This window comes from Kitasatospora sp. NPDC051853, assembly GCF_044452665.1.
In the GTDB taxonomy this organism is placed as follows: domain Bacteria; phylum Actinomycetota; class Actinomycetes; order Streptomycetales; family Streptomycetaceae; genus Kitasatospora.
This window is the reverse complement of record NZ_JBITBY010000003.1, coordinates 377,535-400,782: the sequence shown is the minus strand read 5'-3', so window position 1 is coordinate 400,782 and position 23,248 is coordinate 377,535. Positions and strand designations below refer to the sequence as shown.

Here is a 23,248-nt window from a genome sequence, read left to right as displayed (position 1 = left end):
CCCACGAACGGATCCCCATGGCACCCCGTACCACCCGACGGACCTCCCCCCGGCTGCTCGGCGCCGCCGCCCTCGCGCTGACCGCCGCCCTCACCCTGACCGCCTGCGGCTCCTCCGGTTCCTCCGGCTCCGACGCCGGGGGCCCGCTCAAGGTCTCCAAGGAGAGCAGCAAGTCCCCGTACCAGGCCACCGTGCTGAGCAAGCACTTCGACAAGCCCGACCTGGTGCTCAACGACACCTCCGGCCAGCCGTACGACCTGCGCGCGAAGACCGCCGGCCGGGCCACCCTGCTGTTCTTCGGCTACACCAGCTGCCCGGACGTCTGCCCGACCACCATGGGCGACATCGGCGTGGCGATGTCCAAGCTCTCCCCGGAGGAGCAGCAGAAGATCGACGTGGTCTTCGTCTCCACCGACCCCGAGCGGGACACCCCGAAGGTGCTGCGCACCTGGCTGGACTCGATGGGCAAGAACTTCACCGGCCTGACCGGTGACCTGGAGAAGGTGAAGGCCGCCGCCAAGACCCTCGGCGTCCTGGTCGAGGACCCGATCGTGAACAAGGACGGCACCGTCACCTCCTCGCACGGCGCCCAGGTGCTGGGCTTCCTGCCCTCCGACGACAAGGCCCACCTGCTCTACCTGAGCAGCACCTCCACCCAGACCTTCGCGCACGACCTCCCGCTGCTGGCCAAGGGGGTGGCCGCGTGACCGGCTTCGGCCGCAGCGCCCTGCTCGGCGCCGGCGTGGCCGCCGCGCTGACCGCCGGGACGATACTCGTCGGCTGCGGGTCCGACGCCCCGTCGGCCGACGCCGCTCCCCGGCTCAGCGTGGTCGACTCCTACATCCCGATGCCCGCCAGCCCGAACGGGATGGGCGCCGGGTACCTGACGGTGCGCAACGAGGGCGGCGCCGACGAGCTGGTGAAGGTCTCCAGCCCGGCGGCCAAGTCGGTCACCATGCACCGCTCCACCGAGAAGACGATGGAGGAGGTGGAGTCCTTCCCGGTGCCCTCCGGCGGCGAGCTGCAGCTGGCCCGGGGCGGGAACCACCTGATGATCATGGGCTGGGAGAAGGCGCCCGCCGTCGGCGACCAGCTCGAACTGGACCTCACCTTCAAGAAGGGCGGGACGGTGGCCGTCAAGGTCCCGGTCCAGCCCCTCACCTACCGACCGGGAAGCTGACGACCCATGAAGAGGCTCGGTGCTCTGCTCGCGGTGGCGGGTGCTGTTCTGGTGCTGTTGATCGGCGGGGCCGGGACGGCCTCCGCCCACGCCGCGCTGGTCACCACCGACCCGGCGGCCAACACGGTGCTGCACGACGCCCCGGCGGCCGTGACGCTGACCTTCAGCGAGGGCGTCTCGCTCTCGCCCGACTCGGTGCGGGTGCTCGGCCCTGACGGGGCGTCGGTGGACAACGGCGCGCCCGGCCACGTGGACGGCAAGGCCGCCACCGCCCGGGTCGGCCTCAAGGGCGGCCTGGCGAACGGCACCTACACCGTCGCCTGGCGGGCCGTCTCCGAGGACTCGCACCCGATCGGCGGCGCCTTCGTCTTCTCCATCGGCGCCCCCTCCGCCACCACCGTCTCCGCCAGCGCCCTCCAGAACGCCGACGCCGACTCCACCGTCGCCTTCTTCTACGGCACCGGCCGGGCGATCGCCTACGGCGCCTTCGCGCTGCTGGCCGGGGCGGCCGCGTTCGTGCTGATCTGCTGGCCCGCCGGGGTCGCGGTGCGGGCGGTGCAGCGGCTGCTGATGGGCGGTTGGGTCGCGCTGCTGGTCTCCACCGTCGGGGTGCTGCTGCTGCGCGGCCCGTACGAGCGGGGCACCGGGATCGGGCAGGCGCTGGACCTCTCGCTGGTGCGCGCCACCCTGGACGAGCGGATCGGCACCGCGCTCTCGGTGCGGCTGCTGCTGCTCGCCGCCGCCGGGGTCTTCCTCTCGCTGCTGGTCGGGCAGCTGGGCCAGGCCCGGCCGGCCGTGCCGGTGGCCGTGGCCGCCACTGGCGCCGGTGGCGGTGACGGTGACGGTGACGCGGAGGAGGACGAGCTGCGGCGGCTGGAGCGCAAGGCCGCCGAACGTCCGCTCCGGGACGCCCGGTTGGGCCTCGGGGTGGCCGGTCTGGTGCTCGCGGTGGCGCTCTCCGCCACCTGGGCCGGGGCGGACCACGCCTCGGTCGGCGAGCAGGTCTGGCTGGCCCTGCCCAGCGCGATGGTCCACCTGCTGGCGATGGCGCTCTGGCTGGGCGGGCTGGCGGCCCTGCTGATCGGCCTGCGGGCCGGCGTCGGGGTGCGGGCGGTCGAGCTCTTCTCCCGGCTGGCCTTCTGGTCGGTCGCGGCGCTGGTGGCCACCGGGCTGTACCAGTCCTGGCGCGGGCTGGGCGGCTGGGCCGCGCTGGTGGACACCGAGTACGGGCGGCTGCTGCTGGTGAAGACCGGCGTGGTGGTCGCGATGGTCGGGGTGGCCTGGTTCTCCCGGGGGTGGGTGGCGCGGCTGCGGGCCGAGCCCGACGCCGCGGTGGAGACGGCTGCGGAGGAGCGGAGCGAGGTCGAGGCCGAGAACGAGGTCGAGGCCGCGGTCCGGGAGAGCGTGCCCTCGACGGGCGGCTCCTCGGCCGGCGGTGCCGGGGCCTCCGGTGGTGGCGGGGCCGAGGAGGAGGACCCGGTGCGGGCCGCGCAGCTGGCGCTGCAGCGGGCCGCGCGGGCCGAGGCGACGGAGCGTCAGGAACGGGCCGGCACACCGGCCCGGGCCGGGCTGCGCCGTTCGGTGCTGGTGGAGGCCGCCGTGGCGGTGGCCGTGCTGGTGGTCACCACGATGCTGACCAACACCCCGCCCGGCAAGGTCGCCGAGGCGGTGGCCGCCTCCCCCGGCGGCGGCTCCAGCGCCGCGCAGACCACCGACCGCAACCCGGTCCGGGACGGCTCGGTGCCCGGCCGGACCGTGGAGCTCAAGCTCCCGTACGACACCGGCGGCCGCACCCCCAACGCCAAGGGCACCGCCACCGTCACGCTCAACCCCGCCGGGGTCGGGCTCAACACGGCCACGCTGACCCTGACGGACACCGCCGGGCAGCCGGTCGAGGTGCCGGAGATCCAACTGGCCGTCACCCTGCCGGACCGCGACCTCGGCCCGCTGCCGGTGACCCTCCAGGCCGCCGGCCCCGGCAAGTGGACCGGGCAGGCCCAACTCCCGCTGGCGGGCAACTGGGTGGTGTCGGTGACCGTACGGTCCTCCGACATCGACCAGGTGACCGAGGTGAAACCCCTGAAGATCGGCTGAGCACCATGACCGCGACCCCCCTCTCCCGCCGTGCCGTCCTGGGCGGTGTCGGCGCCGCCGGGCTGACCGTCGGGGTGGCCGGCGGCGCCCTGGGGCGGCAGACGCTGACCGACGGCCCCGACGACCCGGCCCCGGCCGGGGCGCTGGGCCGGGCGGCCGTGCCGTTCTTCGGCACCCGGCAGGCGGGGATCGTCGAACCCGGCCAGGCCCGGGTGCAGTTGGCCGCCTTCGACCTGGCCCCCGGGGCCGGCCGGGACGGGCTGCGGCAGCTGCTGCGGCGGTGGTCGGCGACCGCCGCCCGGCTGGCCCGGGGGGAGACGGCCGAGTCGGCGGAGAACCAGGTCGCGCTGGACGCCGGCCCGTGCGGGCTGACCTTCACCTTCGGGTTCGGGGCGTCGCTCTTCGACAAGGCCGGTCTGACGGACCGTCGGCCGGCGGCGCTGACCCCGTTGCCGGCCTTCCCGGAGGACGCGATCGACCCGGCGCGGAGCGAGGGCGACCTCTGGGTGCAGATCGGTGCGGACGACGCCCTGGTGGTGTTCCACGCCTTCCGGGTGCTCCAGCGGCAGGCGGCCGGAACCGCCTCGCTGCGGTGGCAGATGGCGGGCTTCAGCCGCACGCCCGGCGCCACCGAACGCCCGATGACCCCGCGCAACCTGATGGGCCAGATCGACGGCACCGGGAACCCGAAGCCGGCCGACGCCGGCTTCGGGGAGAAGGTGTTCGCGGGCGGGACCGACTGGATGCGGGGCGGGACGTACGCCGTGGTGCGGCGGATCCGAATGCTGCTGGACAACTGGGAGAACCTGCCGACGGACCGTCAGGAACGGGTCATCGGACGGCGGAAGTCCGACGGCGGCCCGCTCTCCGGCGGCGGCGAACACACCCCCGTGGACCTCACCGCCACCGGCCCGGACGGCGGGCTGCTGATCCCCGCCGACGCCCACGTCCGGGTGGCGGCGCCCGCCGCCAACGGCGGTGCCACCATGCTGCGGCGGGGGTTCTCCTACTCCGACGGCGTGACCGCGGACGGGTCGCCGGACGCGGGCCTGCTCTTCGTCGCCTACCAGGCCGACCCGCTGCGGGGGTTCGTCCCGGTGCAGCGGAAACTGGCCCGGGGCGACGGGCTCTCGCGGTTCCTCCGGCACGAGAGCTCGGGCCTGTACGCGGTCCCGCCCGGCGCCCCCGAGGGCGGCTACGTCGGGCAGCAACTACTCGAGGGCTGACGGGAAGTGGCTACGCCTTCAGGGGCGCGGGGAACTGCGCGGGTCGGAAGGCGGCCCACCGGCAACTGAACCACCGTCGGCCAGTTGCCGGTGCTGCCTTTCCACTGAGCGCAGTTCCCCGCGCCCCCGGCATCACCATGTACGTCCTCGCGCCCCGGCGTGACCGCTTTCGTCAGCGCCGCGACGTGATCGCCCGACCCGGGAGGACGGTGGCGGTCACCGCGAGGAGGACCACACCGGCGGCCAGGGGGAGGGCGAGGGCCGGGGGGACGTACGGGGTGCCGCCGGTGAGGCCGCGGGCGATGGGGGTGAGGGTGGCCCAGGCGATGGCGCCGCCGATCAGGAGGCCGGCCGAGGCGACCAGGAGGCCCTCCCAGCGGAGCATGCCGCGGATCTGGCGCCGGGTGGACCCGGCCAGCCGGAGGAGGGTGAGTTCGCGGCGGCGGTCGAGGACCGTCATCACCAGGGTGTTGGCCGCGGCCACGGCCGCGAAGCCGCCGAGCACCGCTGCCATCACGGAGTTCGCCCAGCCGCTGGCCTCGCGGTCGCGGTCGGCCTGCGCGCCGTGCTCGGCCGCGTCGGTCACCGTCACCCCGCCGAGCCCGGCCAACTCCCGTGCCACCGTGGCGCGGTCGGCCCCGTCCGCGGCCCGGACCAGCAGCCGGCCGTCGTAGCCGGTGGTGACGTGGGCGGCCAGGTCGGCCCGGGGCAGGACGGCCTGGCCGAGGCCGAGGCCGCGCTCGTAGGTGGCCACCACCAGCGGTTCGACGGGGGTGCCGTCGCCCAGCCAGAGCTCGGCGCGCTGACCGACCGTCACCCCGAGCTCCTCGGCCACCCCGGCGTCCAGGGCGACCGTGCCGGGGCGGGCCAGACCGCCCAGGTCACCGCTGCGCAGGCCGAGGTCGAGCACCCGGCCGTAGCCGGCGGGGTCGCCGGAGAGGCCCAGCGCGGTGGCGGTGACCGGGGCGTCGCCGGAGCGGTAGGCGACCGCGGTGTCCAGGACGCCGACCGCCGTGCCGACGCCGGGCAGGCGGGCCGCCCGGGCGGCCGTGTCCGGGGAGAGCCCCGGGCCGGTGGAGGTGACCACGTGGTCGGCGAGCAGGCCGCGGCGGGCCTGGTCACCCGCGGCGTGGGTGAGGGTGCTCTGCAGGAAGAGCAGGGTGCCGCAGAAGGCGGTGACCATCACGATCGGGGTGATCGCCGAGGCCAGCCGGCGGGCGTTGGCCCGGGTGTTGTCGGCGGCCAGCGAGGCGGCGGCGCCGCGCAGGCGGAGCGGTCCGCCCAGGACCGCGGCGGAGATCCGGGCCAGCAGCGGGCCCAGCAGGCCGACCGCCAGCAGCAGGCACATCACCACGCCCAGCGCGGTGTTGGCGGCGTCCGCGCCGCCGAGCCCGGCCGCGACGCCGGCCAGGGCGATGCCACCGGCCAGGGCCAGCAGGCCGCAGAGCATCCGGACCCGGCCCAGCCGGGGCTGCTCGACCGCCGACTCGCTGAGCGCCAGGCCGGGCCGCAGCTTCGCCGGGCGGCGGGCCGCCAGCCAGCCGCCCAGCAGGGCGGAGAACAGTCCGGCACCGACGGCCGCCAGCACCGGGACCGGCCCGGTGCTCAGCCGCACGCCCTCGGCCACCATCCCGCGGTCCGTCATCTGCCCGAACCACCAACGGGCCAGGCCGAATCCGGGGAGCACGGCCAGCGCCCCCGCCACCGGCGCCAGCAGCGCGGCCTCGGTGGCCACCGTGCGGCGGATCTGCCCCGGGGTGGCGCCGACCGCGCGCAGCAGGGCGAACTCCCGGGCCCGCTGGTTGGTGGCCAGGGCGACGGTGCCGAGCACCACGAAGACCGCCGTCAGCGCGGTGATGCCGCCGAAGGAGCCGCCGAGGGCGGTCAGCATCTCGCGGGTGAACAGGAGCTGCGGCTGCTCGGCGGCGGTGCGGTCGTCACCGGTTAGCACCTGGGCGCCGGACGCCACCGTCCTCACCCGGTCGGCCAGTTCGGTGGTGCTGACGCCGGGCTTCGGCTGCACCGCGACGGCGTCCACCCGGCCCGGGTGGCCGGCCGCGCGGGCCGCCTCGGCCGGGTCCAGCCAGAGGCCGGTGCGGCCGGGCAGGGTGCCGGTGACCAGGTAACTCCGCTGTCCGCTGGGCGTGCCGACGGCGATCCGCTCGCCGGTGCGGTACGGGGTGTCCGCGCCGGCCACCAGCTCGCCGGCGGCGGGGGCCCGGCCCTGGAGGCCGGTGGTGGTGGGCAGCGCGGCGGCGGTCTCCGGGCCGGAGGGGGCGGAGACCGGGAAGGAGAGCTCCGGAACGGCCGAGGCCACCCCCGGCAGCGCGGCGATCCGGCCCACCGACTCCAGGTCCACCCTTGCCCGTTCGGGCAGGGTGGAGCGGACCGGTTCGGGCTGCTCCCCCGGCACCTGGACCGCCACCTCCGCGACGGCCTCGGCCGCCACCACTACCGGCGCCCCGGCGTACTTCACCGGCGGGAGGGAGGCGGTCAGGCCGGTCTGCAGCAGGACGCCGCAGGCGATGGTGACGACGGCGCCGAAGAGCAGCGCGACGAAGCTGCCGGCGAAGGCCGCCGGGCGGGCCCGCACCGAGGCGGCCGCCAGACCGAGGCTGCTCATGCCGCCACCGCCGAACCGGCGCCGGTGGCACGGGCGGTGAGGCGCAGCAGGTGGTCGGCGACGGTCTGCGGGTCGGGACGCTCCAGGGCGGAGACCAGCAGGCCGTCGGCGAGGAAGAGCACCCGGTCCGCGTGCGAGGCCGCCACCGGGTCGTGGGTGACCATCACCACCGTGGCGCCCAGCTCGTCCACCGCCCGGCGGAGCAGGCCGAGCACCTCGTGCGCGGTCCGGGCGTCCAGGGCGCCGGTCGGCTCGTCCGCGAAGACCACCTCCGGGTCGGTGACCAGCGCGCGGGCGATCGCCACCCGCTGCTGCTGTCCGCCGGAGAGCTCGTGCGGGCGGCGGCCGCCGTGCTCCGGTAGGCCGACCCGGGCGAGGAGTTCGTCGGCGCGGCGGCGGTCCTGGCGGACGCCGGCCAGGCGCTGCGGGAGGAGGACGTTCTGACGGACGGTCAGGGAAGGGAGCAGGTTGAAGGACTGGAAGACGAAGCCGATCCGGCTGCGGCGGAGCTTGGTCAGCTTGTTCTCGCCGAGGGTGGCCAGGTCGGTGCCGCCGAGCAGCACCTGGCCGGCGTCCGGGCGGTCGAGGCCGGCGGCGCACTGCAGGAAGGTGCTCTTGCCGGAGCCCGACGGGCCCATCACCGCGGTGAAGCCGCCCCGGGGGAGCACCAGGTCGATGCCGCGCAGGGCCTGCACGGCGCCGTAGCGGCGCTGCACGCCGCGCAGTTCGACGGCGGCGGCGGGGTGGGCGGGGCGGTCTTGCTGGACGGCCATCACGGTCCTTCCGGGGCGGGAGCTTCGGCATCTCCCAACCTAGGAACGCGGCGCCTTCCGGACCATGGAGTCCCCTGGCCTCCCCGAGGTGGGGATAACCCCCGGGGCAAGGAGTGCGCCCCGCAGGGGCGCGAGGAACTGCGCGCAGGGGAACGGCAGCACCTGCAACTGGCTGACGTGCCCTCAGGTGCAGGTGAGTGGTCTTCCGAGTCGCGCAGTTCCTCGCGCCCCCGGTGTAACCACGTGCGTTCCCCGCGCCCCGGGATGCCCACTCGGCGGACGGGGCGGTGGGGGCTCCCGGGACTGGCTAAGGTGGGTCGGTCGGGCTGATGCGATGCGTTCGGAGGCGGTATGTCGGCCACCCGCTACACCTACCTGGGCCCCGAGGGGACGTTCACCGAGGCGGCGCTGCGGACGCTGCCGGAGGCGGCGACCCGGGAGTTGGTGCCGTTGGCCTCGGTGCCGGCGGTGCTGGACGCCGTGCGGGGCGGGGAGGCGAGCGGGGCCTTCGTGCCGGTGGAGAACTCCGTGGAGGGCGCCGTCACCGCGACCAGCGACGAACTCGCCAACGGCGGGCCGCTGATGATCTACCGCGAGGTGCTGCTGCCGATCTCCTTCGCGCTGCTGGTGCGCCCCGGCACCACCCTGGAGGACATCAAGACGGTGACCAGCCACCCGGTGGCGCAGCCGCAGGTGCGCAAGTGGCTGGCGGCGAACCTGCCGGACGCCCGCTGGGAGTCGGCGGCCTCGAACGCGGACGGCGCGCGGCTGGTCCAGGAGGGCCGGTTCGACGGGGCGTTCGCCGGGGAGTTCGCGGCGCCCATCTACCAGTTGGAGCCGCTGGTCACGGACATCCACGACGCCGCGAACGCGACCACCCGGTTCGTGCTGGTCGGCCGGCCGGGGCGGGTCTCCTCGCCGACCGGGGCGGACAAGACCTCGATGGTGGTCTGGCTGCCGGACGACCACCCCGGCGCGCTGCTGGAGCTGCTGCAGGAGTTCGCGGTGCGCGGGATCAACCTGATGCGGATCGAGTCCCGGCCGACCGGCGAGGGGCTCGGGCAGTACTGCTTCCTGATCGACTGCGAGGGGCACCTGAGCGAGCGGCGGGTGAGCGAGGCGCTGATGGGCCTGCGGCGGATCTGTCCGCAGGTGCGTTTCCTCGGTTCCTATCCGCGGGCGGACCACGGGGCGCCGACCGCGATCCGGCCGGGCACCACCGACCGGGATTTCAGCGCGGCCGCCGACTGGCTCTCCCGCTGTCTGGACGGGCGCGGGGAACTCTGAGGCCCTTCTCCGCGGTCTTTGCCCGGAACTGATCCGGGCGGACCGCTTTCGACCGTTCAGGTGCCATTGCCGACACGCGAGACGCTTCACCCGCGCGGTGCAGTGAGCGTCCCGGACCGCCGTCCGCCCCACCGGGCGGGCGGCGCGCTTCGTCCACAGGCCCGTGGGGGCCTTCCACAGGCGGTCTTCCACCGGGTTATCCACAGCCCTGGGGACGAGTCGACAAACCGGCATATCCACTGGGAGAGCTGGTCAGATCATCTGCTTCCCGGTCGGAGCCGACTAATCGGACCAGAGTCACCCCTGATCCGGCAAATCACCCGACCGAGTGGGGAAATTCCCTTACCCGTGTGGGTGTATCGAGGTTTCAAACCTCAATTCCTTGGCAGATCGGCATCACAGCCGTCACATCCACCCCATCCACAGGACGGCCGCCAGGCCTGTGGAAAGCGGGCTCCGGAGCGGTTCTCCACAGCGGTTATCCACAGGCTCGGCGGGGTTATCCCCAGCTACCCGACACAGTCCGGGGCCCGACCTGACACCTGCGCGGGGACATAGTGCCACAGAAACAGACATAAAAGAACGAACCGGACAGTGTCCGACACCGGAGAAACCGGTTCCGGCCGGGGCCCCCCACCCCGGTAGGCTGGGCCCCGTGATTGACCTTCGCCTGCTCCGTGAGGACCCCGACCGAGTGCGCGCCTCGCAGCGCGTCCGTGGAGAGGACGTCGACCTGGTCGACTCCCTCCTCGCCGCCGACGAGCGGCGCCGCTCCTCCTCCACGCGCTTCGACGAGCTGCGCAGTGAGCAGAAGAGCCTGGGCAAGCAGATCCCCAAGGCCCAGGGCGAGGAGAAGGCCGGCCTGCTGAAGCGGACCGGTGAGCTGTCCGCCGAGGTGAAGGCCGCCGAGGCCGAGCTCCGCGAGGCCACCGAGGAGGCCGACCGCCTCGCCCGCGGGCTGGCGAACCTGATCGACCCGGCCGCCCCGGTCGGCGGCGAGGAGGACTTCGTCACCCTCGAGGAGATCGGCACCCCGCGCGACTTCGCGGCCGAGGGCTTCGAGCCCCGCGACCACGTCGAGCTGGGCAAGATCCTCGGTGCGATCGACACCGAGCGCGGCGCCAAGGTGGCCGGCGCCCGCTCCTACTACCTGACCGGCGTCGGCGCGCTGCTGGAGCTCGCCCTGGTCAACATGGCGATCGCGCAGGCCACTTCGGCCGGCTTCATCCCGATGATCACCCCGGCCCTGGTCCGCCCGGCGGCCATGGACGGCACCGGCTTCCTGGGCCAGGCGGCGGAGAACGTCTACTTCCTGGAGGAGGAGGACCGCTACCTGGTCGGCACCTCCGAGGTCCCGCTCGCCGCGTACCACATGGACGAGATCCTGGACGCGGACAAGCTGCCGCTGCGGTACGCCGGTTACTCCTCCTGCTTCCGCCGCGAGGCCGGCACCTACGGCAAGGACACCCGCGGCATCATCCGGGTGCACCAGTTCGAGAAGGTGGAGATGTTCGTCTTCACCACGCCCGAGGACGCCGAGGCCGAGCACCGCCGCCTGCTCCAGTGGGAGAAGGACTTCCTGAACGCGCTGGAGCTGCCCTACCGGGTGATCGACGTCGCCTCCGGCGACCTCGGCGCCTCGGCGGTCCGCAAGTTCGACATCGAGGCCTGGGTCCCGACCCAGGGCAAGTACCGCGAGGTCACCTCGACCTCGAACACCACCGAGTACCAGTCCCGCCGCCTGGCCATCCGCCTGCGCGACGAGAACGGGGTGCGCCCGCTGGCCACCCTGAACGGCACCCTGGTGGCCGTGCCGCGCACCATCGTGGCGCTGCTGGAGAACCACCAGCAGGAGGACGGCTCGGTGGTCGTCCCCGAGGCGCTGCGGCCCTACCTCGGCGGGCGTTCCGTCCTGGAACCCGTCAAGTGACCCCGCTCCCCCGCCTGGTCGCGACCGACCTGGACGGCACCCTGCTGAACTCGGCGGAGACCGTCTCGGAGCGCAACCGCGCCGCGCTGGCCCTGGCCGGCGCGGCCGGTGCGCGGCACATCATCGTGACCGGGCGGGGAGCGCGCTGGACCAGGACGGTCTTCGACGAGATCGGCTACACGGGTCTGGCGGTCTGCGCGCAGGGCGCCCAGGTCTACGACGCGGGCGAGCACCGGCTGCTCACCTCGCTCACCCTGGACCGGCGGCTGGCCGCCACCGCGCTGGCCAAGATCGAGGCCGAGACCGGCACCCTGGCGGTCGCCGCCAGCCAGGACGGGCTGGACGGCGAGGTGATCACCGGCCCCGGCTACGCGCTGGAGATCGGCACCGGGCTGCCCGTCCGCAGGGTGGAGCGGGACGAGCTGCTGACCGAGCCGGTGAGCAAGCTCTACCTCCAGCACCCGGGCCACACCGACGACGAACTGACCGCCGTGGCCGAGCGGTTGGCGGGCGACCTGGTGACCATCACGATGGCCGGCCCCGGCGTGGTCGAGATGCTGCCGCTGGGCCTGTCCAAGGCCACCGGCCTCGCGGTGGCCGCGCACCGGCTGGGCGTGAAGGGCTCCGGGACCATCGCCTTCGGCGACATGCCGAACGACGTCCCGATGTTCGGCTGGGCCGGGCACGGGGTGGCGATGGCCAACGCCCACGAGCAGCTGCTCGCGGTGGCCGACGAGGTGACCACGAGCAACGACGAGGACGGCGTGGCCGTCGTCCTGGAGCGGCTCTACGGCTGAGCCGGGAGCCAGGGCCGCGGGGCCCGTCCGACGGACCGTCAGCAGGGGCCCGGTGCACGCGCACCGGGCCCCTGACGGCTTGTCAGCCGTAGGTGAGGTCGTCGCAGGCCGGGGCGTCGGCGGAGCGGGCCGCCTGCGAGATGCTGCTGGGCAGCGCGCTCGGGGTGGCACCGGCGCCGCCCGGGGTGGAGCCGCCGTTGGCCGCCGCGTAGTCCTGGCCTAGCACCAGGTTGATCCCGGACTTGGTGGAGGACTCCAGGGTGGCCCCGGGGAACAGGTCGGCCACCAGCTGGGCGCCGGCCTTCTGCCCCGGGCCGTACTGCACGGTGGTCCCGGTGTGGTTCTGGGTGGCGGCGTTCCCGGTGGTGCCGACCGTGAACTTGGAGTCCTTCAGCTTGGTCACCGCGTCGTTGGCCAGTCCGGCCGTGGTGGTGCCGTTGTAGACGTTCACCTTCACGCCGGCGCCCTTGACCGCGGACGGGGCGGCCGGGGTCGGCACGGCGGTGGGCGACGGCGGGGCCGAGGGGGCCGGGGCGGGCGAACCGCCGCCCGCGGCGGGCGCGTTGGCGTCCTGGCCGTCCAGTGTGCGGCCGCTCTTCAGCGCGGCCCAGAGGGCGTCCACGTCGGGCTTCTGGAAGGCCACCCGGGAGCCCTCGAAGCGCCACGGCGGGGTGATGAACTTGATGTTCTTCAGGTCGATGTTCTTCATCTGCAGCGCGAAGGAGAGCAGCTTGGCCGGGGAGCCGAGCGCCTCGTCCACGGTGATCGACTTGGTGGCCGCGTCGGCCAGCGGGAGCAGCGTCCCGGCGTCCATGCCCTTGGCCTTGACGTCCTTGATCAGCGAGCCGAGGAAGGCCTGCTGGCGTTTCATCCGGCCGATGTCGGAGCCGTCGCCGATGCCGTGCCGGAGCCGGACGTAGTCCAGCGCCTTCTGGCCGGAGACCTTCTGCTCGCCCTTGGGGAAGATCTGCTTGCCCTTGCGGTGCAGGTTCGGGTTGAGGTCGCCCTCGTTGATGGCGTTGGGCAGGCAGACGTTGACGCCGCCGACCGCATCGGTGATGGCGGCGAAGCCCTGGAAGCTCACCACGATGGTGTGGTCGACCCGCAGACCGGTGAGCTTCTCCACGGTGTTCTGGGTGCAGGCCGGGTTGCCCTCCTCGGTGCCGCCCACGGAGAAGGCGGAGTTGAACATGACCCCGGTCTCCTCCTTGGTCCACTTCCCGTTCGGGAGCTTGCACTTGGGGCGGGTGACCAGCGCGTCGCGCGGGAAGGAGACGCCCACCGCGTGCTTCCGGTCGGCGTAGACGTGCAACAGGATCGTGGTGTCGGAGCGCGCGCCGCCCTCCTCGCCGCCGCCCAGGTTGGCGTTGTCGCCGGCCCGCGAGTCGGAGCCGATCAGCAGCACGTTGAGCGGGGTGTTGCCGTTGGCGTCGGGCGCGGCGGCGTCCGGGCGGTCCTCGTTCAGGCCGTCGCTGCCGAAGGTGTTGAGGTTGCCGTTGAACTTCAGGTAGAGCGCGCCGCCGGCACAGACCACCAGGGCCATCGCCCCGGCCGCCACCCAGGCGACGGCCTTCTTCCGGTTGCGCTTGGGCGCCCCCTTGGCCGCGGCGGCCCTGGCCGCCGCCCGGCCGGGCCCGGCCGGCGGCACGCCGTCCTCGGCGCCCGTGCGGCCCTGCGCGGCCAGGGCGGCCGCCTGCTGGGCCCGCCGCGCCTCGGCCCGGCCCCCGGTGGGCTGCCGGGGCACCGGCTCCTGGTCGGAGTGCTCCGGCACCTGCTCGGGCTCCGGGGCGGCGCGGTGGGTCCGGTCCTGCGGCGGGACCTGCTGGGGCACCTGCTGGTACTGCGGCTGCTGGTACACGTCCTGCTGCGGGTACTGCGGCTGCTGGTAGTACCCCTGCTGGCCCTGCTGCGGGTACTGCTGGTACTGGCCCTGCTGCTGGCCCTGCTGCTGCGGGTACGCCTGCTGCTGGTAGGGGTCCTGGTAGGCCCCCCCGTGGGCGGCGTCGTCGCGCCACCATTCGGCGTGGTCCGGGGACCCCGGCCTCTGGCCAGACATTCGCACACCCTCCACCAGCAGCCAGGTACTACTCCGTCAGCTCACGCCCCAGGGCCCCGGCGGCCGAGAAGGACCGCATACAGCCGTAGAGAGCTTCTGCGGAGCATATAAAGGCAACATTGCGGAGTCACGGGGCGGGCTCCCGATTGCAGGATCCCCCAAGCCCCGTGACCCCGTCCCCACGGTCCCCACCGTCCCGGCCGGACCTTCCGGCGGCGCCGCACGGTCACCGCCGCCAGGACCGCGGGGGCAGTGCGGGCGGACGGTGACACCCCGTCAGGCCATCGGCCGGATCAGTCCTCGAAGGCCTCTTCGAAGGCGTCCTCGAACGCCTCCTCGACCACCTCGTCCATGAACTCCTCCACCACCAGGCCGCCGACCGCACCGACCGCCGCCCCGGCCACCAGGCCGCCGCCGAAGCCGTGCCCGCCGTGCCCGTCGCCGTGGCCGTGCCCGCCGCCGTGGCCGTACGAGCCCTTGGCCAGCGCCTCCTGGATCCAGCCGTCCACCAGCCCGGTCAGGTCCTGCTCGGCCGCCGCGTGCTCCACCACGTGGTGGTTGATCACGTCGCTGCCGCTCCGGTCGAACTCCAGCACCACCTCGACCCGCTCGGCCGAGGTGATCAGGGTCAGCTCCAGCGCGCCGAACCGGCCCGCGTACTGCGGCGCGGCCAGGTACTCGATCTCCTGGTAGAACGGCAGGTCCTGCGCCGTGCCGTGGATCCGCCCGGCCTCCAGGTCGGCGCCGTGGAAACGGAAGCCGAGCGCCGCGAAGGCCTCCAGCAGCCGGCGCTGCACCGGCAGCGGCTCCACCCCGAGCGGGTCGGCGTCGCCCTTGTCCCGGGCCCCGGCGATGTCCACCTCGGTCCGCACGCCCAGCGCCATGCCGTGCAGGTGCTGACCGGCCAGCTCGGTCACCGGGATCTCGTACGGGGCCGCGAAGGAGAACGGGAGCGAGCGCTGCTCGCCCGCCGCCAAGGTGAACGGACCGGTGACCACGTGCCGGGCGAAACCGGCCAGGCCGTTCGCCTCGCCCTCGGCGTGCTCGATCTCCACCCGGGCGACCAGGTCGAGGGTGATCGCGTTGACCTTCGACTCCTGGGTGCCGCCGGTCAGGTGGACCTGACCCTCGATCAGGCCGCCGGGCCGCACCACGGGCGTGGACAGCACCGTGTCGACGGTCGGGCCACCGACACCGAGGGCACCGAGCAGCTTCTTGAACACCATGGGGTGGTACTCCAACTCCGGAAGAGGGGAACGGCGAACGGAGAAACGCAGGGGACGGCGGCCCGGTTCCTCCGAAGTGCTCCACCCGCGCACCGGGCTGGTCAGACCTCGATCCCCGCGGCCTTCAGCCGGCCGGCCACCACCGCCCAGTCCGGATCCAGCGCCTCGGCCCGCTCGGTGCCCACCCGCAGGTCCTTGAAGCCGCTGGAGGTGGAGACGCAGACCACCGGACCGTCGAAGGCCGCCGGCCCGCCCAGCTGCCGCAGCCCGGCCAGCCCGATCGCCGAGGAGAACTCGGTCCACATCCCCTGGGCCGCCAGCTCCCCCTGCGCCGCCCGGACCTCCCGGTCCGTCAGCAGCAGCGGGGCACCGCCGCTCGCGGTCACCGCCCGCACCCCGCGGTGGCCCCCGTTGGTGACGTCGATGGCGTACGCCTCCGTCGGGCCGACCTCCACCACCGCCGCCGGGGTGCCCGTCCGCACCGCCGCCGCCAGCGGGCCGCCGACGGCCGGCTCGCAGCTGAAGACCCGCGGCACCCGGGCCGCCACCCCCAGCCGGTACAGCTCGGCGAAGCCCTTCCACACCCCGTACAGCAGCTCCCCGTACCCCGTCGGCACGAACACCGCCGCCGGGGTGCCGACCTCGGCGTGCAGCTCGTACGCCACCGTCTTGTAGCCCTCGGCGCCGAAGCCGTGGCCGGTGTGGGTGCGGGTGTGGTTGCTGACGGGGTGCAGGCCGGTCCGCTCGGCGATCAGCCGCAGCAGCGGCCAGCGGGCCTCGGCCGGCACCGGCAGCACCACCGCCCCGTAGGCGTTCAGGAAGGACTGCACGGCCGGCGGCGAACTCGCCGAGGCCAGCACCACGCAGCGCAGCCCCGCCCGGGCGGCGTACGCGGCGGCCGAGGCGCCGTGGTTGCCGGAGGAGGCGACCACGATGCCGCCCGCGCCCTGGTGGACGGCGGCGCTCACCGTGACGCGGTTGAGGCGGTCCTTGTGGCTCCAGGTCGGGTTCCGGGACTCGTCCTTGACCAGCGTGGAGTCGGGGAGGGCGAGCAGCGGGGTGCCGCCCTCCCCGAGGGTGGGCGCGTCCAGCGGGGGCAGCAGCGGGGCCCAGCGGTCCAGCCCCGGGCCGGGCTGCTGCTCGAACAGCCCGGCCGGGACGGCCGCGTAGTCGTAGTCGACCTCGACCGGGTACGCGGTCTCGGGGGTGCTGGTGGCCGGGCACCCGGCGGTGAGGGCGGGCCAGAGCGGGTACCGGACCTCGGGATCGCCGAGCGAGACCTGCGAGGTGGCCAGGGAGGGGGCAGCTGTCATGCCGCCAACCGTAGGGACACGGAGGGTGGTCGCGGGCCCCTTCGCGCGCTGCCCGGGCCGATCGGCACCCCGACTGTGTCAGGTCGCGGGGACGGCGCGGCGGCGGGGCGGCGAGGCACCGCGGGGACGGGGCGGCCGCGGTCAGAGGACCTGGTTGCGCCCCGCGCCCCAGCCGGCCACCGCCGCCACCGCCGCGAGCGCCAGCAGCAGCGCGAGCGGCAGGTCCCACCCGCCCGTCAGCTGGTGCAGCGCGCCCGCGCCGACCGGCCCGGCGGCCGCCACCAGGTAGCCCACCGCCTGGGTCATGCCGCCCAGCTGGGCCGCGCCCAGCGCGCTGCGGGTGCGCAGCACGATGAAGGCCAGCGCCAGGCCGAGCGAACCGCCCTGGGCGATGCCGAGCACGCCCGCGGCCAGCCAGGCACCGGAGACCGGGGCCAGCAGCAGGACGGTGACGCCCACCGCGTTGAGCCCGGCCATCACGACCGCGAGCCCGCGCTGACGGGTCATCCGGCCGGCGATCAGCGGCACCAGGAAGGCGCCGGCCACCTGCACCAGGTTGCTGAACGCGAAGACCAGACCGGCCTCGCCGCGGTCCATGCCGTGGTCCGCCAGGATGGTCGGCATCCAGGCCACCAGCGTGTAGACCATGAGCGAGGAGACGCCCATGAAGACGCTGATCCGCCAGGACAGCCCGTTCCTCCAGATGTTCGCGATCGGCGTCCCGGTCGGCGCGGCCGCGACCACGGCCTTCTCCTGACGGGACTTCAGCACCTGCGGCAGCCAGGCCACCGCCGCCACCACGGCCAGCACCGACCAGGCCGCCAGCGAACCCTGCCAGCCGCCGCCGAGCACCCGCTCCAGCGGCACCGAGGCACCGGCCGCGAGGGTCGCGCCGACCAGCATGGTGGTGGAGTAGACGCCGGTCATGGTGGCGGCCTTCTCCGGGAACTCCCGCTTCACCAGGCCCGGCATGGAGACGTTCAGCACCGCGATCGCGACCCCGATCACCACGCAGCCGGCGTACAGCGCCGCCACGTGCGGCATCACCCGCAGCAGCACGCCCGCGCCCAGCGTGAGCACCGCCCCGAGCACCACCTTCTCCGCGCCGAAGCGCCGGGTCAGACGGGGCGTCAGCGGCGCGCCCAGGCCCTGGAACAGCACCGGCACCGTGGTGATCAGGCCGCTGGCGGTGGCCGAGAGGCCGAAGGTGCGCTGGATCTCGCCGACCAGCGGGGAGATCGCGGCCAGGCAGGCCCGCATGTTGAGCGCCACCAGCACGATGCCGATCAGCATCAGCGCGGGGTGGGCGAGCCTGGTACGGGTACGGACCGTCGGGGTGGTGAGCTGCTGCTGGGCGTGGGTGACCGTCATGACGGTGGTGTCTTCTCCGGGCAAGGACGAGGCAGGAACGAGGAAGGAGCCGCCCGGGGGCGGCGGAGAACGCGGGTCACGACCTGGGCTGAACGGTCGTCACTTCCGCGCGGCGATGGCGGCGAGCAGCTGCTCCACGGCGGCCGTGGGCTCCGCGAGCAGCCGGCGACAGGCCGCCTCGGCCAGCTCCGGGTCACCGCTCTCGATCGCGTCCACCAGCGCCTCGTGGGTGGCCACGACCACCTCGGGCATCTCGTGGTCGCCGAACGCCGTCCGCATCGACTCGCGCACCGAGGCCCCGAAGTACCGGTAGACCTCGGTCAGCGCCGGGTTGTGGGCGGCCTCGACCACCGCGGTGTGGAACTCCAGGTCGTGCTCGACGGTGGCCTCGCGGCCGGCCCGGTCGGGCTCGGTGGCGATGATCTCGGCCTCGCGGGCCAGCGCGGCCCGCATCCGGGCGACGTCCTCGGGGGTGTGCCGCACGGCGGCCAGCCGGGCCGCCTCGGCCTCCAGCGCGGCCCGGACCTCCAGCACGTCCCGGACGCCGGAGCGCTGCACCCCGCGCAGCACCGCGGCCGGGTCGGTGGTCGAGGTCACGAAGGTGCCCTCCCCCTGGCGCGAGACCAGCATCCCCGCGTGCACCAGCACCCGGATCGCCTCCCGCACCGTGTTCCGCCCCACCCCGAGCCGCTCGGCCAGCTCGTGCTCGGTCGGGATCCGCGCCCCGACCGGCCAGCTCCCGGCACTCAGCTGCTCCCGCAGCTGCTCGATCGTCACGTCCACCAGCGAGCGCCGCCCGGCGGCCTGCAGCCCGTCCGCACTCATCAGGGGGGCTCCTTCCGGGATCGCTCAGCAGTGGACGCCAGTCATCCTACAACCTCTTGCCCGGTCATCCTACAACTGCCCCCAGGAGGCTCCGTCCCGCCGCCGGGCCCACCCGGAGCGCGCCGGGGAACACGACAGTGGGCGTGGGGTCCGGTCGGATCCCACGCCCACTGCACGAAGCACCTCCGGGAGGTCAGGTCGCCGGCGTGAGCCGGTACCTGCGGGCCACCAGGGCCAGGCGCTGCTGGAAGTTCTGCTTGTAACTCGGGCACGGGGTACCCCCTTCGGACCAGAGCTTCGGACACGATCCACCACAGATCCCCAGCATGGGACAGCCCGCGCACGGGGCCTTCCCGCTCTGGACCCGGTCGTGCCAGTCGTCGAAAGGCCCCGTGGGGCGCCTGTCGTCCGGGGCGATCTCCGTGATGTGGGCCAGCACCTGGTTCGCCTCGGCCTCCGGCACCAGCGGCTGCTCACTGCACGAGAAGATGGCCCCGGTGCTGCTGACGATCTCGGAGTTCATCGTGACGGCGGCGCACACGACGGGCTTGGAGGCGGTCGGCAGGACCATGAAGTTGAGACCGAGGTCCGTCATCGTGGCGAGCCAGCCCGCCTCGCGCTCGGCGTACGCGGCACTGCTGAGCGCGATGCCGGAGACGTCGTTCGACCAGGAGTGGACGGGCTCCAGCGCGAAGGACACCCGCGGGTGCGCGAAGCCGAGCGCGGCCATCTGCCGCAGGTACTCGTCGATGTGGTCCGCGTTGGACGTCGTCACGTTGGTACGGAGCTCGAAGGAGACTCCGGCCAGGTCCTCGTCGGCCAGCGCCTGGGCGATCACGGTGGTGATGTGCCGGAAGGAGACGCCGCCGGACTTGAGGAGCCGGCTCCGGTCATGGATCCGCTCGGGTCCGTCCAACGTGATGCAGAACCGTGAGACCCGCGCCTCGTCCTGCAGTCGGCGGAGCTTGCGGAGGGTGAGCAGGGAGCCGTTGGTGACCATCGTGGCCCCGTACGAGACGTCGGCCGCCCCGGCCGCTTCGACGAAGCGACGGCTGAGGTCGAGGACGACGGCGTAGCCCATCATCGGCTCCCCGCCGAACCAGCGGACCCGCACGTCACGGATGCCGTCCGCGGCGATGGTCCGCTCCACCCGGGCGGCGATCGCGTCACGGTGGCTGCCGGGAAGACGGCCCTTGGTGTGCTCCTGGCCGCAGTAGGTGCAACCCATGTTGCAGTAGGAAGTGGGCATCAGCGTGAAGGAGCGGTGGGTGTCGTCCCTGACCGCCCGGCGCGAGCGGTCGACGATGACGCCGAGCTCGTCGCTGCCCGCCGGCACCACGAGCTCCACGTCGACCAGGCGCTGGAGCAACTCCGGGTCGCCGGAAGGGACGTGGCCCGCCCTCAGGAGGTCCGCGGTGTCCTCGGCGATCGCCATGGTGACGGCGCGCCGGGTTCCGTAGACCAGCCGCAGCCGCTTGCCCGCACTGTTGGTGTAGGCGTTGTCGCTGTGGACGGCGTAGCGGCTGGGAGCCAGGTCACTCATGCGGGGTCCGGGCACCGCAGCAGTCACCGTCGATGTCCTCGTCGTTGACGTTGGCGGGGTGCGGGAGGGCGCTGGGCGTGAGGGTGCGCGAGGTCAGCGGGACCGGGTCGCCGTCGATGTGGATGGTGGCGTCACTGGTGATCAGGTCGATGTGGATGTCGGTGAAGTAATCGACGACGTCCAGGAGTTGACCGTGCTGACCGAAGCCGAGGTGGACGCCGGGGTGACGCTCGTTGATGTGGGAGTTCATCCCGATGAAGTCGTCGATGCCGATGTTCGTGCCGAACCCGAGCTCTCCGACGTGGTTGCCGTGGTCGCTCTGGATGCAGCGGCCGAACAGCGTGGCGATCTTCTCGTCGGCACAGGAGTAGGAGACGACGTCGCTGTTCTTCAGCTCCACGGTGAGGGGGTTCTCACCGAGACGCGCGTCCATCCGCACGGCCTTGTTGACGTTGAACGCCCCGTCGGCGACGATCCGGCCCGAGACGGACGCGGGATAGGTGGCGACCTCCCCGGCGGGCAGGATGACGAAGGAACCGGGACGCCACACACCACGGTTGCTCAGCCAGCGGTAGCGGTCGTTGTCCAGGGTGATCTCGAGTTCGCTACCGGAGCTGGTGGTGACCGCGAGGTGCTTGGCGGCCAGGAAGCGGTGCAGCAGACCGGCGTTGATCGCGCTGAGCTCGGCGGGCGTGGGCCCGAGCGCGAGCCGGAAGAACTCCCAGCTGCCGTTGATGATCCGGATCGGCAGGACCCGGTCGCCGTACGCTTCGATCTCGTGGCGCAGGATGTGCGCGTGGGACATGGTGTCGCGCTCGATCGTGATGACGACCAGTCGGCCGGTCAGGCTCTCGGGGGACGGGAGCGCGGCCTTGAGGCGCCCGTGGAACCCGAGGTCCTCGACGGGGGCCATGCCGAGCGCGCCGGCGGCGACGCCCCTGTCCTGGGCGGCGAGCACGAGCAGCGAGGCCTGGTCCCGGCAGTCCGGGGTGTAGATGACCATCAGCGTGTCGTCCGTGCTCAGCTGCGCGTATCCGTCGAACAGCGTCTCCACGCCCTTCAGGACGCGGGCGTCGATGGTCGTCTCGGCTGGTGCGATCGTCATGACGGGAATCTCCTCTGGCTCTGGTCTACGGGAGGGGCCCGGGGGATGCCGGACTTCGAAGTGCCCGGCACCCCCCGGCGCTGGGCGTACTAGAAGCAGCCGCCGTTGAGGATGTTCCACAGGCCCGGCAGGTTGTCGTCCGACAGCAGGTCGCCGGCGGTGACCACCTTGTCGTCGTGGATCATGACCGGCTCACCCTGCGCGAGCTCCGCGCTCATCGCCTGCAGCCGCATCTCCAGAGTCGTCATTCTGAACTCCCCCTCATTACACAGTGGTTGACGTGATGCAAAAGGTGTTACCAACAGAGCCCGCAGGGCAGGCGATCAGGCACAGCCCCAGTTGAGGATGTTCCACAGGCCCGGCAGGCTGTCGTCCGACAGCAGGTCACCGGCGGTGACCACCTTGTCGTCGTGGACCATGACCGGCTCACCCTGCGCGAGCTCCGCGCTCATCGCCTGCAGCCGCATCTCCAGAGTCGTCATTCTGAACTCCCTTCTTTCTCTCGGTAGTTGATGATTCGTGAAAGGTGGTGCTGGCAGAGCCTGCCGGGCGCGCGAACGCACCGCTCCAGGCCCGCCGAGATCCAGCCGCCGGACGGCGAACGGATCAGTCCATGGGTGACGCCGGAACCGGCGTCGTGGTCCGGCCGCGCGCGGCGCGTGCCGGGGGCCTCTCCTCCTGGCGGACAGGCCGGTACAGGTGCACGGCCACGAGGGCCGCGAGCAGGACGCCGCCCGCGACGGCGTAGACGGTGCGTGGTGCCACGAGGGTGGAGACGAGGCCGGCGCTCATCAGGGCGAGGACCGTGGCGGTGCTCAGCACTGCCGAGTGGGCAGCCGCGGCGCTGCCTCGTCCGGCCGGGTCGATGGCCCGCCCGAGGGCCGTCTGACGGGCGACGCCGAACGCTCCGTTGGCGGCGCCCGCGAGCACCGTCAGGACGAACAGTCCGGGCAGGCTGTCGAGAACGGCGATGGCCAGCAGGGCCACGGCCACGGTCAGGACCGTGAAGGTGGCGGTCCGTCCGGTGGGCCGCTCCGAGAGGGCTCGGCCCGCGCCGCCGGTGCCGATGATCTGCGCTCCGGCCCACACCATGGTCACCAGGCCGAAGACGGTGGCGCTGGCACCGTAGCCGTCGCGCACCAGGTAGACCTCCACCACGTTGGTGACCTGCAGGGTGAAGGTCAGCACCGCTCCGACGACCACGATCCGCGCTTCCGCGGCCTGTCGCAGGAGGAGCCGCAGCCCCGGCAGCAGGCCCGACGCGCCGGACGGAGGCGCGCCGCCCCCGCTCTCCGGGGCCTCGGCCGACGCAGCGGACCGGGGCAGGAACAGCGCGACCAGGGGCACGGCCAGGTAGGTCACCGCGTCGGCCAGGAGCACGCCCCGCAGGCCGACGGCGTCCATGAGGACGGCACCGACAGCCGGGCCGATCAGGAAGCCGAGACTGGAGGCCATCGAGATCCGGGCGCCGGCCCGGCTCATCAGGGGCCCCGGTGAAGCGTCGAGCACGGCCTTCACGAAGACCGGCCCCGCGACGGCCATCAGTCCCGAGAGCACCGCGAGTCCGGCGACGAGCAAGGGGACCGTACGGGCGAAGGACATCAGGACGCAGACCGCGACCAGAGCCACCCCCAGTGGCAGGAGGGTCCGTCCGGCGGGGTGGCGGTCGGCGATCCGTCCGGCGAGGCCGGCCAGCAGGATCGCCGGTACGGACATCGCCGCGAAGAGTGCGGCGATGCCGGTTCCCCCGGTCCCCCGGTCGTGGAAGTCGAGCATCAAGGCTGTGATGGCGAGCCCGTCCCCCAGACACGAGACCAGGAACGTGACGGCGATCGCCGTCACGTGACCGGGGAGACGGTCGCTTGTGGCGGCCGAAGTCATGCTTCGAAGTTATTACTT

General features: G+C 73.4%; 19 protein-coding genes. 7 read left to right on the top strand and 12 right to left on the bottom strand.

Going from position 1 to position 23,248, the window contains the following annotated elements:
* Positions 1-17: 17 nt before the first annotated feature.
* From ACIA8O_RS10770 to efeB, 4 genes are read left to right on the top strand one after another with little or no spacing between them, the layout of a single operon-like run.
* Positions 18-707 carry an SCO family protein gene (locus ACIA8O_RS10770; protein ID WP_396293308.1) on the top strand — a complete coding sequence of 230 codons (690 nt, stop codon included), beginning with the start codon at positions 18-20 and terminating at the stop codon, positions 705-707.
* On the top strand, positions 704-1,180 hold the full coding sequence (locus ACIA8O_RS10765) for a copper chaperone PCu(A)C (RefSeq protein ID WP_396293307.1): 477 nt from the start codon (positions 704-706) through the stop codon (positions 1,178-1,180). The genes ACIA8O_RS10770 and ACIA8O_RS10765 overlap by 4 nt, the downstream gene beginning before the upstream one ends.
* A 6-nt stretch (positions 1,181-1,186) precedes the next feature.
* Positions 1,187-3,274: a FixH family protein gene (locus ACIA8O_RS10760; protein WP_396293306.1), complete on the top strand. Its 2,088-nt coding sequence runs from the start codon at positions 1,187-1,189 to the stop codon at positions 3,272-3,274.
* Between the two features lie 5 nt (positions 3,275-3,279).
* Positions 3,280-4,500: an iron uptake transporter deferrochelatase/peroxidase subunit gene (gene efeB, locus ACIA8O_RS10755; RefSeq protein WP_396293305.1), complete on the top strand. Its 1,221-nt coding sequence runs from the start codon at positions 3,280-3,282 to the stop codon at positions 4,498-4,500.
* A 172-nt stretch (positions 4,501-4,672) separates the two neighbouring features.
* Here the strand turns inward: efeB and ACIA8O_RS10750 are convergent, their stop codons facing one another.
* Together ACIA8O_RS10750 and ACIA8O_RS10745 are read right to left on the bottom strand one after the other, a co-directional pair.
* Positions 4,673-7,123 carry an ABC transporter permease gene (locus ACIA8O_RS10750; RefSeq protein WP_396293304.1) on the bottom strand — a complete coding sequence of 817 codons (2,451 nt, stop codon included), beginning with the start codon at positions 7,121-7,123 and terminating at the stop codon, positions 4,673-4,675.
* Positions 7,120-7,896, bottom strand: coding sequence for an ABC transporter ATP-binding protein (locus tag ACIA8O_RS10745; RefSeq protein ID WP_396293303.1), 777 nt, complete (start codon positions 7,894-7,896; stop codon positions 7,120-7,122). The genes ACIA8O_RS10750 and ACIA8O_RS10745 overlap by 4 nt, the downstream gene beginning before the upstream one ends.
* 351 nt (positions 7,897-8,247) lie before the next feature.
* Between ACIA8O_RS10745 and pheA the strand changes: the two genes are divergently transcribed.
* The 3 genes from pheA (at position 8,248) to ACIA8O_RS10730 (ending at position 11,910) form a co-directional block, all read left to right on the top strand.
* Positions 8,248-9,183 (top strand): prephenate dehydratase, encoded by a 936-nt coding sequence (gene pheA, locus ACIA8O_RS10740; RefSeq protein ID WP_396293302.1) that lies wholly within the window; start codon positions 8,248-8,250, stop codon positions 9,181-9,183.
* Between the two features lie 655 nt (positions 9,184-9,838).
* Positions 9,839-11,113 carry a serine--tRNA ligase gene (gene serS, locus ACIA8O_RS10735; RefSeq protein ID WP_396293301.1) on the top strand — a complete coding sequence of 425 codons (1,275 nt, stop codon included), beginning with the start codon at positions 9,839-9,841 and terminating at the stop codon, positions 11,111-11,113.
* Positions 11,110-11,910 (top strand): HAD family hydrolase, encoded by an 801-nt coding sequence (locus tag ACIA8O_RS10730; protein WP_396293299.1) that lies wholly within the window; start codon positions 11,110-11,112, stop codon positions 11,908-11,910. The genes serS and ACIA8O_RS10730 overlap by 4 nt, the downstream gene beginning before the upstream one ends.
* A gap of 82 nt (positions 11,911-11,992) precedes the next feature.
* On the opposite strand, the gene ACIA8O_RS10725 is transcribed toward ACIA8O_RS10730, so the two are convergent.
* From ACIA8O_RS10725 to ACIA8O_RS10680, 10 genes are all read right to left on the bottom strand, one after another.
* Positions 11,993-13,966 (bottom strand): LCP family protein, encoded by a 1,974-nt coding sequence (locus ACIA8O_RS10725; protein WP_396293298.1) that lies wholly within the window; start codon positions 13,964-13,966, stop codon positions 11,993-11,995.
* A gap of 293 nt (positions 13,967-14,259) precedes the next feature.
* Positions 14,260-15,192: a sporulation protein gene (locus tag ACIA8O_RS10720; protein ID WP_396293296.1), complete on the bottom strand. Its 933-nt coding sequence runs from the start codon at positions 15,190-15,192 to the stop codon at positions 14,260-14,262.
* 101 nt (positions 15,193-15,293) lie between these two features.
* Positions 15,294-16,505, bottom strand: coding sequence for a pyridoxal-phosphate dependent enzyme (locus ACIA8O_RS10715; RefSeq protein WP_396293295.1), 1,212 nt, complete (start codon positions 16,503-16,505; stop codon positions 15,294-15,296).
* A gap of 141 nt (positions 16,506-16,646) precedes the next feature.
* A complete protein-coding gene (locus tag ACIA8O_RS10710; RefSeq protein ID WP_396293293.1) occupies positions 16,647-17,876 on the bottom strand; it encodes a CynX/NimT family MFS transporter in 1,230 nt (409 codons plus the stop codon).
* A gap of 99 nt (positions 17,877-17,975) precedes the next feature.
* Positions 17,976-18,701 carry a FadR/GntR family transcriptional regulator gene (locus ACIA8O_RS10705; RefSeq protein WP_396293292.1) on the bottom strand — a complete coding sequence of 242 codons (726 nt, stop codon included), beginning with the start codon at positions 18,699-18,701 and terminating at the stop codon, positions 17,976-17,978.
* A gap of 193 nt (positions 18,702-18,894) precedes the next feature.
* On the bottom strand, positions 18,895-20,244 hold the full coding sequence (locus ACIA8O_RS10700) for a radical SAM protein (RefSeq protein WP_396293291.1): 1,350 nt from the start codon (positions 20,242-20,244) through the stop codon (positions 18,895-18,897).
* Positions 20,237-21,349: a hypothetical protein gene (locus tag ACIA8O_RS10695; protein ID WP_396293290.1), complete on the bottom strand. Its 1,113-nt coding sequence runs from the start codon at positions 21,347-21,349 to the stop codon at positions 20,237-20,239. Before ACIA8O_RS10695 ends, ACIA8O_RS10700 begins: the two co-directional genes overlap by 8 nt.
* 89 nt (positions 21,350-21,438) lie before the next feature.
* Positions 21,439-21,597 carry a hypothetical protein gene (locus ACIA8O_RS10690; protein ID WP_396293288.1) on the bottom strand — a complete coding sequence of 53 codons (159 nt, stop codon included), beginning with the start codon at positions 21,595-21,597 and terminating at the stop codon, positions 21,439-21,441.
* Between the two features lie 75 nt (positions 21,598-21,672).
* Complete coding sequence (locus tag ACIA8O_RS10685) at positions 21,673-21,831, bottom strand: hypothetical protein (RefSeq protein WP_396293287.1); 159 nt, start codon at positions 21,829-21,831, stop codon at positions 21,673-21,675.
* Positions 21,832-21,955: 124 nt separating this feature from the next.
* Positions 21,956-23,230: an MFS transporter gene (locus ACIA8O_RS10680; protein WP_396293286.1), complete on the bottom strand. Its 1,275-nt coding sequence runs from the start codon at positions 23,228-23,230 to the stop codon at positions 21,956-21,958.
* Positions 23,231-23,248 lie beyond the last annotated feature (18 nt).